At 69.3% G+C, this 14,180-nt stretch carries 14 protein-coding genes; 5 read left to right on the top strand and 9 right to left on the bottom strand.

What is annotated here, in order from left to right; all coding sequences use genetic code 11:
• The first annotated feature begins 31 nt into the window (after window positions 1-31).
• From A5705_RS19450 to A5705_RS19440, 3 genes are read left to right on the top strand one after another with little or no spacing between them, the layout of a single operon-like run.
• Window positions 32-1,258, top strand: a complete 1,227-nt coding sequence (locus A5705_RS19450) for an acetyl-CoA acetyltransferase (protein WP_067874827.1) — start codon at window positions 32-34, stop codon at window positions 1,256-1,258.
• Window positions 1,259-1,260: 2 nt separating this feature from the next.
• A complete protein-coding gene (locus A5705_RS19445) occupies window positions 1,261-2,775 on the top strand; it encodes a carotenoid oxygenase family protein (protein ID WP_068279355.1) in 1,515 nt (504 codons plus the stop codon).
• Window positions 2,776-2,777: 2 nt separating this feature from the next.
• Window positions 2,778-3,260: a VOC family protein gene (locus A5705_RS19440; RefSeq protein WP_068279352.1), complete on the top strand. Its 483-nt coding sequence runs from the start codon at window positions 2,778-2,780 to the stop codon at window positions 3,258-3,260.
• A 4-nt stretch (window positions 3,261-3,264) separates the two neighbouring features.
• On the opposite strand, the gene A5705_RS19435 is transcribed toward A5705_RS19440, so the two are convergent.
• The 6 genes from A5705_RS19435 to A5705_RS19410 form a co-directional block, all read right to left on the bottom strand.
• Window positions 3,265-3,699, bottom strand: a complete 435-nt coding sequence (locus A5705_RS19435; protein ID WP_067874835.1) for a hypothetical protein — start codon at window positions 3,697-3,699, stop codon at window positions 3,265-3,267.
• A gap of 10 nt (window positions 3,700-3,709) precedes the next feature.
• Window positions 3,710-4,492 carry a VOC family protein gene (locus A5705_RS19430; RefSeq protein WP_068279349.1) on the bottom strand — a complete coding sequence of 261 codons (783 nt, stop codon included), beginning with the start codon at window positions 4,490-4,492 and terminating at the stop codon, window positions 3,710-3,712.
• Between the two features lie 198 nt (window positions 4,493-4,690).
• Window positions 4,691-5,164: an SRPBCC family protein gene (locus A5705_RS19425; protein WP_067874841.1), complete on the bottom strand. Its 474-nt coding sequence runs from the start codon at window positions 5,162-5,164 to the stop codon at window positions 4,691-4,693.
• Between the two features lie 3 nt (window positions 5,165-5,167).
• Entirely contained in the window at window positions 5,168-5,353 is a 186-nt protein-coding gene (locus A5705_RS19420) for an antitoxin (protein ID WP_067874844.1), read from the bottom strand.
• A gap of 34 nt (window positions 5,354-5,387) precedes the next feature.
• Window positions 5,388-7,778, bottom strand: coding sequence for a cation-translocating P-type ATPase (locus A5705_RS19415; protein ID WP_068279346.1), 2,391 nt, complete (start codon window positions 7,776-7,778; stop codon window positions 5,388-5,390).
• Complete coding sequence (locus A5705_RS19410) at window positions 7,775-9,367, bottom strand: serine hydrolase (protein WP_068279343.1); 1,593 nt, start codon at window positions 9,365-9,367, stop codon at window positions 7,775-7,777. The genes A5705_RS19415 and A5705_RS19410 overlap by 4 nt, the downstream gene beginning before the upstream one ends.
• Window positions 9,368-9,500: 133 nt before the next feature.
• On the opposite strand from A5705_RS19410, the gene A5705_RS19405 reads away from it, so the two are divergent.
• Window positions 9,501-10,139, top strand: a complete 639-nt coding sequence (locus A5705_RS19405) for a hypothetical protein (RefSeq protein ID WP_067874851.1) — start codon at window positions 9,501-9,503, stop codon at window positions 10,137-10,139.
• A 4-nt stretch (window positions 10,140-10,143) separates the two neighbouring features.
• Here the strand turns inward: A5705_RS19405 and A5705_RS19400 are convergent, their stop codons facing one another.
• Window positions 10,144-11,262: an MBL fold metallo-hydrolase gene (locus tag A5705_RS19400; RefSeq protein WP_068279339.1), complete on the bottom strand. Its 1,119-nt coding sequence runs from the start codon at window positions 11,260-11,262 to the stop codon at window positions 10,144-10,146.
• A 5-nt stretch (window positions 11,263-11,267) separates the two neighbouring features.
• Window positions 11,268-12,002, bottom strand: a complete 735-nt coding sequence (locus A5705_RS19395; RefSeq protein ID WP_067874855.1) for an enoyl-CoA hydratase — start codon at window positions 12,000-12,002, stop codon at window positions 11,268-11,270.
• A gap of 26 nt (window positions 12,003-12,028) precedes the next feature.
• On the opposite strand from A5705_RS19395, the gene A5705_RS19390 reads away from it, so the two are divergent.
• On the top strand, window positions 12,029-13,540 hold the full coding sequence (locus A5705_RS19390) for a carboxyl transferase domain-containing protein (RefSeq protein ID WP_068279336.1): 1,512 nt from the start codon (window positions 12,029-12,031) through the stop codon (window positions 13,538-13,540).
• Window positions 13,541-13,556: 16 nt separating this feature from the next.
• On the opposite strand, the gene A5705_RS19385 is transcribed toward A5705_RS19390, so the two are convergent.
• A complete protein-coding gene (locus A5705_RS19385) occupies window positions 13,557-14,105 on the bottom strand; it encodes a TetR/AcrR family transcriptional regulator (protein ID WP_068279333.1) in 549 nt (182 codons plus the stop codon).
• Between the last annotated feature and the right edge of the window lie 75 nt (window positions 14,106-14,180).

Raw genomic sequence — 14,180 nt, 5'->3', positions numbered from 1 at the left:
TTCAGGGGGCCGGCGGAGTAGCGTTCCGCGTATGGACGGCTCGACGGGCGTGTGGATACTGGGCGGCTGCCAAAGCGATTTCGCCCGCAACCTCACCAGGGAAGGCGGAGACTTCGCGTCGTTGACCGCCGAGATCGTCGACGGCACGCTCTCCGCCGCGAAGATAGACGCCACGGATATCGGCGTCGTCCACGTCGGCAACGCCTTCGGCGAGATGTTCGCAAGCCAGGGCCACCTCGGGGCGATGCCGGCCACCGTCTGCGACCAACTCTGGGACACCCCGGCGTCGCGGCACGAGGCCGCCTGCGCGTCGGGCAGCGTGGCGGCGCTGTCGGCCATGGCCGATCTGCGGTCGGGCGCCTACGACACCGCGCTGGTGGTGGGGATCGAACTGGAGAAAACGGTGCCCGGCGACACCGCCGCCCAACACCTCGGCGCCGCGGCGTGGACCGGACACGAGGGCGACGGCGCCCGCTACCTGTGGCCGTCGATGTTCGCCCAGATCGCCGACGAGTACGACCGGCGCTACGGCCTGGACGACGCGCACCTGCGGGCCATCGCGCAGCTCAACTTCGCCAACGCGCGGCGCAACCCCAACGCCCAGACGCGCGCGTGGACGGTGCCCGACCCGATCACCGACGACGACGCGACCAATCCGGTGACCGAGGGCAGGCTGCGCCGGTTCGACTGCAGCCAGATGACCGACGGCGGCGCCGGAGTGGTGTTGGTGAGCGACGCGTACCTGCGCGACCACCCGGCGGCGCGCCCGATCGGCCGCATCGACGGCTGGGGGCACCGCACCGTCGGCCTGGGTCTGCGGCAGAAACTGGATCGGGCTGCGGACGATGCGTATGTGCTGCCCCACGTGCGCGCCGCCGTCCTCGACGCGTTGCGCCGCGCGCGGTTGACCCTCGACGGCGTCGACGGGTTCGAGGTGCACGACTGCTTCACGCCCAGCGAGTACCTGGCGATCGACCACATCGGGTTGACCGGCCCGGGCGAGTCGTGGAAGGCCATCGAAAACGGCGAGCTCGAGATCGGCGGCCGGCTGCCGATCAATCCCAGCGGCGGACTGATCGGCGGCGGCCACCCCGTCGGGGCGTCGGGGGTGCGGATGCTGCTCGACGCGGCCAAGCAGGTCAGCGGCGCGGCCGGCGACTACCAGGTCGAGGACGCGAAGGTTTTCGGCACCCTGAACTTCGGCGGCAGCACCGCCACCACCGTCAGCTTCGTCGTGAGCGCAACCGAAGGTTGGTGACCATGGATGTCGAGATCGTCGGCAAGTTCCTGTCGACCCTGCCCGAAGACGACGACCACCCCTACCGGACGGGACCGTGGCGGCCCCAGACCACCGAGTGGGACGCCGAAGACCTCACCGCGGTGGACGGTGAAATCCCCCGCGACCTGGACGGCGTCTACCTGCGCAACACCGAGAACCCGTTGCACCCGGCGCTGAAGACGTATCACCCCTTCGACGGCGACGGCATGCTGCACGTGGTCGGCTTCCGCGACGGAAAGGCGTTCTACCGCAACCGGTTTGTGCGCACCGAGGGATTCCTGGCGGAGAACGAGGCCGGCGAACCGCTGTGGCCGGGCCTGGCCGAAGCGGTGCAACTGGCCCGACGGGAGGACGGCTGGGGCGCGCGGACGCGGATGAAGGACGCGTCGAGCACCGACGTGATCGTCCACCGCGGCATCGCGCTGACCAGCTTCTACCAGTGCGGCGACCTGTACCGGCTCGACCCGTACTCGGCCGACACGCTCGGCAAGGAGACCTGGAATGGGCGCTTCCCCACCGACTGGGGCGTGTCGGCGCATCCCAAGGTGGACGCCAAAACCGGCGAGCTGCTGTTCTTCAACTACAGCAAGCAAGAGCCCTTCATGCGCTACGGCGTGGTCGACGACAGCGACGAGCTGGTCCACTACGTCGACGTCCCGCTGCCCGGGCCGCGGCTGCCCCACGACATGGCGTTCACCGAAAACTACGTGATCCTCAACGATTTCCCGTTGTTCTGGGATCCGCTGCTGCTCGAGCACGACGTGCACCTGCCGCGCTTCTATCCCGACATTCCGTCGCGCTTCGCCGTGCTGCCGCGGCGGGGCGGCACCGGCGACATCCGCTGGTTCGAGGCCGACCCGACGTTCGTGCTGCACTTCGTCAACGCCTACGAGGAGGGCGACGAGATCGTGCTCGACGGCTTCTTCGAGGGCGACCCGCAGCCGCTCGACACCGGGGGAACCAAGTGGGAGAAGCTCTTTCGGTTCCTGGCGCTGGATCGCCTGCAGGCCCGGCTGCACCGGTGGCGCCTCAACCTGGTCACCGGCGCGGTGACCGAGGAGCGGCTGTCGGAGTCCATCACCGAGTTCGGCACCATCAATCCCGACTACGCCGCGCGGGCCTACCGGTACACCTACGCCGCCACGGGCAAGCCGGGCTGGTTCCTGTTCGACGGCTTGGTCCGGCACGACGTGGTCACCGGCGGCGAGGAACGCATCGCCTTCGGCGACGGTGTCTACGGCAGCGAAACCGCGATGGCGCCGCGCCTCGGCGCGACCGGCGAGGACGACGGCTACCTTGTCACCCTGACCACCGACATGAACGCCGACGCCTCGTACTGCCTCATTTTCGACGCCGCCCGCATCGCCGACGGCCCGGTGTGCAAACTTCAACTGCCGGAACGCATTTCCAGCGGCACACATTCGACCTGGGCGCCGGGTGATCAGCTGCGGCGCTGGCATACCGCGGAGTCGGCGGCAAGCGGGCTGGGGCTGTGACGATGTATCCCGAATCCAACCATCGCGCAACGCACTGGCCCCCGCATTTGGCGCCGCTCGGCGCCATTCGCTTTGCCCGCCGCTCCTCGAATTTCGAAGAGACGGTGCGGTTTTACCGTGAGCTGGTGGGCCTGCCGCTGTACGAGACGTTCGAGGCCAGCTTCGGCAGCAACGGCGCCATCTTCGGCCTGCCCAGCTGGAACCTGACGCTGGAGGTCGTCGAGTCGGTCGACCCCGTCGCGGTGGACGACCACGAACAGCTCTGTCTGTATTTCCCCGACCGGCAGGCTCAGCAAGCCGCGATCGCGCGCCTGCATGGCGCGGGAGTGCCGCCCGTCGAACAGCATCCGTACTGGGAGGCGACCGGTGCGGTCACCTATCGCGACCCCGATGGCCGCGAAGTGGTGTTCGCGCCGTTCGTGTTCGGCGTCAACGAGCCCGCGGACAGCACCGGCTCGGGTAAGCACGAGTTTCCCTCGGCGTGAGACCTCACCGGCCCTGTCGGCCGGACGCCAGCGCCGCGATCACCGCGGCGGCCGAGCACACCACCGCGCAGACGGCGCCGACGGCGCCGACGTAGAGCCCGTACTCGGCCGCCACCGGCGGGTTGACGTTGAGCTTGTAATACCACACCGTGAGGGCCGCGATGAGCAGCGAAATGACAAGCGCGGCAACAGAAGCGGCCCTCACGGACAGGCCGCGGCCCACCATGGCGCCGGCCACCAACAGGGTCGATGCGAGCAACACGATCAGCTGCCCCGCCCCGAATCCCCTCGGCAGTTCCAGGTTGCCGTGGGTGCCGCCGATCGCGTTGGCCCAGCCACCGCCATTGACCGCGGTGGTGAGCCACGGCATCCAGGTGCTGGCCGAAATGAGCAGGGCGAAAAACGCCACCAGCCAACCAGGGCGCAGCCGGCGAGTCATGGTTGCGAGATTAGCCGACGTCACTCTCCAGCGATGACAGGTTGAAGATGACGCCCGTCGGGTCGGTCGCCGCGGCCAACCGGCCGTAGGGGGTGTCCTCGGCGGCCTGCACCACCGCGCCACCGTTGTCGGCGATCACCCGCAGCGTCTTGTCGACATCCTCGGCGCCGAAGAAAATCGTCCAGTTCGACCCGACGCCGTCCGGCAGGCAGCGCGCGCCGTCCATCACGCCGAGCAATTGCTGGTCACCGAACCAGGCCGTGATGTAACGGAATTCGTCGGTATCGGAAACTTTTTCGGTGCGCCATCCGAACACCTCACGGTAGAAATCGACGGCGGCGCCGAAGTCACGGGTGGTCAGCTGGTGCCACACCGGGGAGCCGGCCTCGCCGATCACCTCGAAGCCGCGGTGCTCCAGCGGCTGCCAAAGCCCGAAGAGCGCGCCCGACGGGTCGGTCACCAGGCCCATGTGGCCCTTGGCCGGTATCTCCATCGGTCCCATGCACGCCGCGCCACCCGCCCCGGTCGCCGCGGACATGGTCGCGTCGATGTCGGCGGTGTGGAAGTAGGTGGCCCAGTTGTCCGGCGAGCCGAATTCGGGCCGGTTGGCCATCAGGCCGGCGACCTGGTGGCCGTCCCTGGCGGCGGTGACGTATCCGCCGTACTCGGGCCCGGCGGATTCGAACGTCCAGCCGAAGACCGTGCCGTAGAAGTCCTGGGCGCGGTCGATGTCCGATGTCGTCAAATCGATCCAGCAGGGCGCGCCCAGCGGCGCGCCGTCACGGATGGGCACGATGACCTCTCCTCATGTGTCGTGTGTCCTGGCCCCGTCAGCGGGGTTCGCACATATCGACTGGCGCCGACGCGAAAACTCATCGGCCGAGGGGTCAGCGGCGGGCACCCGGCCACCGCGACACATAAACGCCTGCGACGAAACGCCGAGACCGCTCGCGAGGAATTATGTCTCGCGTGGGGGCGGGTCGGCGGCAGGTCAACGACGAACGCCGCCGTGCCCGTTCATGCCCGGGTCGGGCCGCGTGAACACCCTGACGAAGTTCTCCAGCGACTGGTTGATGTCGCTGCGCAGCGCCGCGGCGACGATCATCCCGATCGGCCCGAACAGCGCCGGGCCGCCGAGGTGCACGTCGAATCCGACGATGGAGCCGTCGTCGGTGGGCCGCACTTTGGCCATCAGCTTGACCTTGACGCCACCGACGCCGTCGCCGTTGAGCGTCATGCCTTCCGGTGGCTTGTAGCGCACGACCGTCCACTTGATCCGGTTGTACATGCCCTTGACCTCGACGATCGACTCGACGACCGTCCCCTTGTCGATGTCGTCGGGCAGCATGCTGCGCCACACCCGATGGATGGTCAGCCAGTCCTTGTACCGGGACAGGTCGGAGGCGTGCTTCCAGGCCACCTCGGGAGGCAGCGGCACGTCGATGGATCCGGATAGTTTCGCCATAGTTCAGTTCTGCGGCTCGTTGTTAGCGGAGTCGGCGGCCTTCTTGGCCTCGTCGGCCACCTTGTGGATGGTGTCGGAGTACTTGCCCTGCGTCTTGTCGTCGACGAACTCACCGGCCTTGTCGATCGCCATCTCGACCTTGTCCGCGTTCTGCGACAACAGGTCCTTCGCCTTGTCCAGGAATCCCATCTTGTGCCCCTTCCCCGAGGATCCGCCGGGAATTTTACTTGGCGGCCATCGCCGGCTCGCGCCACAACCGCGGCTGCACGCCCAGCATCCTGGCCCGCGTCCACCACATCGCCTCGATGGCAGCGGCGCCCAGCACACCGATCCCCAGCGCCGTCGACGTCACCACCGGGTTCGACGGGTCGAGCAGGAATTTCTGCTGCGCCAGCGGGGTGCTGAAGATCACCACGTACGCCAGCGCCGAGGAGGCGACCAGCGCCACCCGCCACCACTGGTAGGGACGCGCCGCGACCGCGAGCACCCACAGCGCGCTCACCAGCAAAGTGATCAGCGCCGCGGTCGAGGCCTGGTCCTGCTGCTGGAACGTGGCGTGGCGCCCGTGGTAGGCCACCAGGTAGGAGGCGAACGTGGCGGCGCCGACGACCAGCCCGGCCGGCAGGGCGGAGCTCAACACCCGGCGCACGAACCCCGGGTAGGCGCGTTCATTGTTGGGCGCCAGCGACAGGATGAACGACGGGATCCCGATGGTGAACCACGCCGCGATCGTGACGTGGATCGGCTGGAACGGGTACAGCAGCGGGTCGACGTGCAGGGGCCGGGCGAAGAGGCACTCGATGCCCACCAGCAGCGCCAGCAGCACCGAGTACACGGTCTTGGTCAAAAACAGGGTGGCCACTCGCTCGATGTTGCCGATCACCCGCCGGCCCTCGCCGACCACGTACGGCAGTGTGGCGAACCTGTTGTCCAGCAAGACGATCTGCGCCACCGCGCGCGATGCCGGGCTGCCGGCGCCCATCGCGACGCCGATGTCGGCATCCTTGAGGGCCAGCACGTCGTTGACGCCGTCGCCGGTCATCGCGACGGCGTGGCCATGCGATCGCAGCGCGCGCACGATCGCGCGCTTCTGGTCGGGCCGCACGCGGCCGAACGTGGTGTGGCTGTCCAGCGTGTCGGCCAATTCGGCCGGATCGGCCGGCAATTCCCGGGCATCCATCGTGTCGCCACGCAGCCCGAGCTCGGCCGCCACGGCGCCGACCGACACCGCGTTGTCACCGGAGATCACCTTGACCGAAACATCCTGGGCCGCAAAGTAGTCCAGCGTCTCGCGGGCGTCCGGGCGGACCTTCTGCTCGAGCACCACCAGCGCGACGGGCGTGACGCGACCCGGCGCAGCCGGGTCGTCGACAGCCACCTCGCTGCACCCCAGCAGCAGGACCCGCAACCCCCGGGCCCCGATCCGCTCTGCCCGTTCGGCTTCCGGCGACGCCGGATCCAGCAGCACGTCCGGCGCGCCGATGATCCAGTTGCCGTGATCGCCGAACGACACCCCGCTCCACTTGGTGGCCGACTTGAAAGGCGCTGTGGCGGTTGGCGTCCAGCCCGGCGGGCGGTCATAGGCGGCGGCGACGGCCTGCATGCTCGCGTTGGGGCGTGGGTCGGCCGCCGCCAGCGCCGCCAGCGCGTCGGCGATCGCCTCGGATCGCGCGCCGATCGCAGATACCTCGGCAATCCGCATGCCGGTTTCGGTCAGGGTGCCGGTCTTGTCCGCGCAGACCACGTCGACGCGGGCCAGGCCCTCGATGGCGGGCAATTCCTGCACCAGGCATTGGCGTTGGCCCAGCCGGATCACCCCGACCGCGAACGCGACCGACGTCAGCAGAACGAGTCCTTCGGGCACCATGGGCACCAGCGCGCCGACGGTCCGCAGCACGGACTGGCGCCATCCCGCGTGCGTGGTGAAGAACTGGGTGTAGATCGTCAGCAGACCGGCCGGCACCAGCAAATAGGTGACGAACTGCAGAATGCGGTTGATCCCATTGCGCAGTTCGGATTTCACCAGGGTGAACTTCCTGGCCTCCTCGGCCAGCCGGGCCGCGTACGCCTCCGCGCCGACCTTCGTCGCCCGATAGGCCCCGACGCCGGTGACGACGAAGCTGCCCGACATCACCGCATCGCCCGGGACCTTGGTGAGCGGATCCGCCTCGCCGGTCAGCAGCGACTCGTCGACCTCGAGGTTCTCCCCCTCGACGATCGCGCCGTCGACGACGACCTGATCGCCGGGACCGAGCTCGATGACGTCGTCGAGCACGACCTCACCGGGCAGCAGCGTTCGAGCGCCGGATTGCCTGCGCACCAACGGTTTGGCCTGCCCGACGATCGCGAGCTTGTCCAGCGTCCGCTTGGCGCGGATCTCCTGCACCATGCCGATGACGCTGTTGGCGACGATCAGCAGCCCGAACAGGCCGTTGATCACCGAGCCCGTCGCCAGCACGATCACCAGCAGCACGCCCAGGATCGCGTTGATCCGGGTGAAGACGTTGGCCCGGACGATCGCCGCCACGCTGCGCGTGGCGCGCTCCGGGACGGCGTTGCTCTGGCCCCCGGCTACCCGCTGCGCCACCTCGGCATCGGTCAGGCCCGCGATCATCGGGTGAAGGTTCCCAGCTTGTCCGAGTCGAAGTACTCCAGGTTCAGCGTAGGCGCCGGCGCACGAGAAAATGTAGCTTTGGAAATCGTTCCCGGTGGGGCGTTTTCGTCCGTCACGGGGAAGGTGAACGTGTCACCGTCCCAGTGCGTCAACGCGAACGTCCGATTCTTCGGCCCCAGCGACAGCTGCAGCGCGCCGTCGCGTTCGGTCACGACGGCCGGGCCCCAGTAGTCACTGGCGTAGACGCCGGCGTAGTCGCTCAGCGGTCGGGCCGGCGCCGGGTTGGCCGGCGGCCGTTTGCCCACCAGCGAGCCTTCCGGGTTGTTCATCCAGCCCATCACCTGCTTGTACTGCTCGGCCCAGTTCTCCCGAATCTGGCCGTACTGGACCAGATCCATGAACTCCGCGGTCAGCGTCTCGGGCACGCCGATCGGCGCGGCGTCGGTGAGCGCGATGATGCCCAGGTCCTCGGACGGCATCACCACGAAGTTCGTCGCCGCACCCAACGAGAAGGCGCCGGAGTGGCTGTATTCCGTGCGGCCCGAGGAGGTCACCGACACGTTGAAGCCGTACCCGTAAAAGCCGGAGCGCGCCCTGGGTGTGGTGGCGGGCACGGAGACGACCTGCGCGGTGGTGGCGGGGAGCAGCGCTTCCGGCGAGGCGATGCGCCGGCCCTGGTAACTTCCGTTGCCCAGCAACATGATCAGCCAGCGTGCCATGTCGTTGACCGACGAGCTCACGCCGCCCGCGGCCGACTGGGGATCCGGATCGCGCTGGAAGCGCGGCTCCCACTTGTCGCCGACCTTGACGTGGTTGACGGCGTGGTCCTGCCTGGCCGCGAAGTCGGCGAAGCGCGAACTCGTGGCCGCCATGCCCAGGGGGCGGTACAGCGCCTCGTCGCAGAGGTCCTCCCACGGCTTGCCCGCCGCGGCCGCCACCGCCTCGGCGGCGGCCGTCACACCGAAGTTGGTGTAGGCGTAGCTGTTTCGAAAGGGTGCCAACGGCAGATATTTCAGGCGCTCGAGCGCCTGCCGGCGGTCGTAGCCCAGATCCTCCAGCTTGTCCCCGGCGTGGTCGGGCAACCCGGAGCGATGCGAATACAGGTCGGCGATCGTCGCGTGGGCGGTGACGTACGGGTCGCTCAGCGCGAACCATGGCAGCTTCGAGACCACGGGCGTGTCCCAGCTGACGACGTTGCCGCTGACCTCGCGGGCCACCACCGTCGCGCCGACCGACTTCGACACCGACGCCAACTGGAAGACGGTGTCCGCGCCGACCTTGTTGTCCGGCGCGTCACCCTTGCTCGCATCCCGGACCCCGAAGCCCTTGGCGTACAGGGTCTTCCCGCCGTGAACAATGGCCACGGCCATCCCGGGGATGCCGGTGCTCTTCATCAGGTCGCCGACCAGGCCGTCGACCTTGGCGACGGCGTCGTCGATGCGGCCGGCGGGAATCTCGACGCCCGACACCTCGTTGGGCGGCGCGCCGGACGGGACGGGCGGCGGGCCGGACGCCGGTGGCGCGGACCGGCATCCCGTCAACGCGAGGAGGCCCAGCACCACCGCGGCCGCCGCCGCGCGTTTTGTCATGGCGGAACTCTAGCGTGACAGCAATGGCCGCCGGGACGACAATCGATTTAACATTCCCGACCCCCCGCGGACACCACGCGGCGCGACATTTATCTCCAACAGGGCATGACGAAAGGTCGTCGACACGGACGATTTGGACATCGACAATCCCTACTGGGAGGCCGTGAGGGATTGCGTCGAGGCCGACAGTTTCGAGGGCAACCCCGTGGTCGGCGAGTTCCGGTTGGACCGAAGCGTACAAGAAAGCATGGCGCGCGCGCCGAACCGGCAGCTGCTCGTCCGGAAATACTCCTGGACCATCCCCGACCCCGGCACCGTGGCGTTCGTCGCGCGGCACGCCCAAGGCGGACTGGTCGATCCGATCGCGGGCACGGGCTATTGGGCCTACCTGCTCGCGCAGGTGGGCGTCGACATCGTCTGTTACGACCTCAACCCGGGCGCGGATCTGGCCACCAACGGATGGCACGACGACGTTATGCACGTCCGGGTCGTCGCGAAGGACTGCGCCGAGGCCGCGGCGATGCACGCCGACAGGACGCTATTCCTTTCGTGGCCACCGCATGGCCAGGACGTCGGCGCTCGCATCCTGAAGGCCTACAAGGGAAGTCGCGTCATCTATGTCGGCGACGGCCACGGCGGTGCCACCGGCGACGATCGGATGCACCGGATACTCGACACCCACTGGACCGAAGTCGATTCCCACCAGCCGGTGCAATGGTGGGGCCAACACGATCGGGTGACGGTGTATGAGCGCACCCGGCCGGACGGGTAGCGGGTCACAGCCGCCACCAGGGGTTGAATCTGCGCGGCGCGGCGGGATCGATGCGCTGGCCGGGTAGCGGCACCGCCACCTGTACGTGAACGGGCTCAGCCGCCTTGAGCACCCGCTCGACGGGTTCGGCCCACGGGTGGGGGGCCAGCCGGAACGTTCCCCAGTGGATGGGCACCAGCAACCCCGAGCCCGAGTCGGTGACGTCGAGGTGCGCGCGAACGGCCTCCTCGGGATTCATGTGGATGTCCGGCCAGGCCGTGTTGTAGGCCCCGACGGGCAGCAGGGTCAGGTCGAACGGGCCGTGGTCGGCGCCGATCTGCGTGAAGCTCTTGGTGTAGCCGGTATCGCCGCCGAAATACGCGCGCTGCGTCGGGCCGATGAACGCCCAGGACGCCCACAGCGTGGTGTTGCGATCCAGGAAGCGGCCCGAAAAGTGCCGCGCCGGCATGCAAATCACGGTGAGCTGGTCGAGCTTGGTGGCCTGATGCCAGTCGAGTTCGACGATGCGGTGCTCGGGGATTCCCCACGCGCGTAGGTGGGCTCCCACTCCGAGCGGCACGAAGAACGGGGCCCGCTGCGTGCGCGCGAGCGCGGTGACGGTGTCGATGTCGAGGTGGTCGTAGTGGTCGTGGCTGATCACCACCGCGTCGACGGCGGGCAGCCCCTCCAGTTGCACGGGCGGCGGGTGCAGCCGCTGCGGCCCGACGATGTCCGAGGGCGAGCACCGGTTGCTCCAGACGGGATCGGTGAGCACCCGGTAACCGTCGATTTCCAGCAGTGCCGTCGAGTGGCCGAACCAGCTGACGGCCAACCGGCTGGGCGCGCCGTCGAAGATTTCCGGCGCGGCCAACGGGATGGGCCCCTTCGGTCGGCTGCCGCCGCGACCGGCCAGCAGCTCCCACACGATCAGCCGCAATTCCTCGCGGTCCATCTGGTAGACCGAGGCGGGATCGAGGTTGACGAACTCGCCGTCGGAGTAGTTGGGCGACGCCTCCGCGACCGCCCGGATCGACGCGGGCGTCGCGCCGAGGGCGGCCGGGGCGCCGTGCAGCGCGCGCACCAGCCAACCGCCGGCCGCCAGCGAGGCCGTGCCGGCGGCCAGTCGCAGCGCCCCCCGCGGCATGCCCGTCAGGCTCCCTGAAATTTCGGCGGCCGCTTCTCGATGCGCGCGACCTGAGCCTCGATGACGTCCTGGCTGGCCCACGCCCGGTCGAAGAGCTCCTTGTGCTCGGGCCACGCTTCTTGGATGGCGCCGTCGTCGTTGAGCACCCGCTTGGCGTGTTGTATCGCCAGCGGCGCCAGGCCCGCGACCTCGGCGGCCCAGGCCTGGGCGTCGGCCAGCGTCCCGATGCGGTTGACCATTCCCGTCAGCACCGCCGCTTCGGTGGTCAGCTTCTCCGCGGTCAGCAGCATCGCGCGGGCCCGCCCATGGCCGACCAACGAGGACAGCCGGCGGATGCTCCAGTTGTCCAGGGCCAGGCCATATTTCGAGGTCGGGAACTGGAAGAACGCGTCGGGTGCGGCGACCCGCAGGTCGCATTGCATGGCCAGCTGCAATCCGGCGCCGATCGCGGGGCCGTTGATCGCCCCGATCACCACGATCGGCGCGGCGTCCATGACCTTGTGCAGCTCGATGAGCCGGTCCGGATAGTCGGCGGCGAAGGCGTCCCCGGACAGGTCCGCGCCGGCGCAGAACACGGTGCCCTGGCCGGTCAGCACGATCGCCCGGGTGGATCCGTCGTCGCCGGCCTTGGCGATGGCCTCCCGAAGCTCGTCGACGAGCTGGGAATTGAGGGCATTGCGGCGCTCGGGGCGCTGCAGCTCGATGGTCATTACGGCTTCGGTCTGGGTCACGCCGATCATTAACCCAGCCTATATAGCCTCGTGTCGTGACTCGCACCACGACCGGACAGCTGCTGGATGCCGTGCTCGACAAGGGCTCGTTCGAGAGCTGGGACAGCGATCCGATGGCACTGCCGGTTTCCGAGTCCTACGCGCGGGAGCTGGCCGGCGCGCGCGCCGCCACCGGCCTGGACGAGGCGGTGCTCACCGGCGAGGGCCGCATCTCCGGGCGCCGTGTCGCGGTGGTGGTGTGCGAGTTCGACTTCCTCGGCGGCTCTATCGGGGTGGCCGCGGCCGAACGGATCACCGCCGCGGTGGAGCGGGCGACCGCCGAACGGCTGCCCCTGCTGGCCTCGCCGAGCTCGGGCGGCACCCGCATGCAGGAGGGCACGGTCGCGTTCCTGCAGATGGTCAAGATCGCCGCGGCGGTCCGGCTGCACAAGCGGGCGCACCTGCCGTACCTGGTCTACCTGCGCCACCCGACCACCGGCGGCGTGTTCGCCTCGTGGGGGTCGCTGGGCCACGTCACCGTCGCCGAGCCGGGCGCGCTGATCGGCTTTCTCGGGCCGCGGGTGTATGAGCTGCTGTATGGCGAACCCTTTCCGCCCGGCATCCAGACCGCGGAGAACCTGCAGCGCCACGGGGTGATCGACGGCGTCGTCGCGCTCGGCGAACTGCGCCGGACGCTCGATCGCGCGCTGTGGGTGATCGCCGACCCGCCCGAGCCGCTGCCCGCGACGCAGCCGCCCGAGCCGACGCCCGACGTGCCGGCGTGGGATTCCGTGGTGGCGTCCCGGCGGCCGGACCGGCCCGGTGTCGGCACGCTGCTGCGCCACGGCGCCACCGACTGCGTGCTGTTGTCCGGCACGGGCGCCGGGGAGGCGGCCACCACGCTGCTGGCGCTGGCCCGGTTCAACGGCCAGCCCGCCGTGGTCCTGGGCCAGCAGCGGATCACCGGGGGCCTCGTGGGGCCCGCGGCGCTGCGCGAGGCCCGGCGCGGCATGGCGCTGGCCGCCGAACTGCGCCTGCCGCTGGTGCTCCTCATCGACGCCGCCGGGCCCGCGTTGTCGGCCGAGGCCGAAGAGGGCGGGCTGGCCGGCCAGATCGCCCAGTGCCTGGCCGAACTCGTCACGCTGGAGACGCCGACGGTGTCGATCCTGTTGGGCCAGGGCAGCGGCGGACCGGCGCTGGCGATGGTGCCCGCCGACCGGGTGCTGGCCGCGCTGCACGGCTGGCTGGCGCCGCTGCCGCCCGAGGGCGCGAGCGCGATCGTCTTCCGCGACACCGCCCACGCTCCCGAACTCGCCGCCGACCAGGGGATCCGCTCGGCCGACCTGCTGGCGTCCGGGATCGTCGACGCCATCGTGCCCGAGCATCCCGACGCCGCCGACGAACCGGTCGAGTTCTCCCAACGACTGTCGCGCGCGATTGCCGCAGAGGTGCACGCGTTGCGCGAGATGCCCCCCGAGGAGCGCCTGGCCGTCCGGCTGCGGCGTTACCGGCGCATCGGCCTACCCGCCGCGAGCAGACGCAAAAGCCCCGCACCGGACCCGATCTAGGGGTTTTTGTGTCCGCTCACGCCGCCCCGGTGAGGTAACGCTGAATCGTCGGCCCGAGCCACTCGACGATCTCGTCGCGGGTCATCCCGACGACCGGAGGCAGCCGTAACACGAAGCGGCACAACGCCATCCCCAGGATCTGCGTGGCGATCAGCCCGGCGCGCATCCCGGATTCCCCCGCGGGCGCCAGCGTGGCGACCAGCGGCTGCAGTTGGGCCCCGAAGATCTCGTGCATCCGTTGCGCGGCTTCGCCATTCGTGGCGCTGCATCGCAGCAGGATGACCAGAGCCTCGTCGCCCTCCCAGCGTTCGAGGAAGTGCCGGACCACCGACCGCCCGACCTCCGTCCGGTCGACCGCGGCCAGGTCGGGAAACCTCAGGTCGAAGTCCGCCGCGGCGGCGAAAAGCTTGTCCTTGCTGCCGTAGTACCGCATCACCATCGCGGGGTCCACCCCGGCGTCGGCGGCGATGGCCCGGATGGTGGCGCCCTGGAAACCGGACGCGCCGAACCGCTCGCGGGCCGCCGTCAGGATCGCCGCCTTGGTCAGTTCCGAGGATCTCTTCATGTCAACAATTGTAGGCCAACAAGTGTTGACATCAGGGCATCGGCGCGCAAGCATGGACTTATGCCAACAAGCGTT

The sequence above is a fragment of the Mycobacterium sp. E787 genome, from assembly GCF_001668725.1.
In the GTDB taxonomy this organism is placed as follows: Bacteria; Actinomycetota; Actinomycetes; order Mycobacteriales; family Mycobacteriaceae; genus Mycobacterium.
The sequence above is the reverse complement of the archived record's forward strand: the minus strand, read 5'-3'. Positions and strand labels throughout refer to the sequence as shown.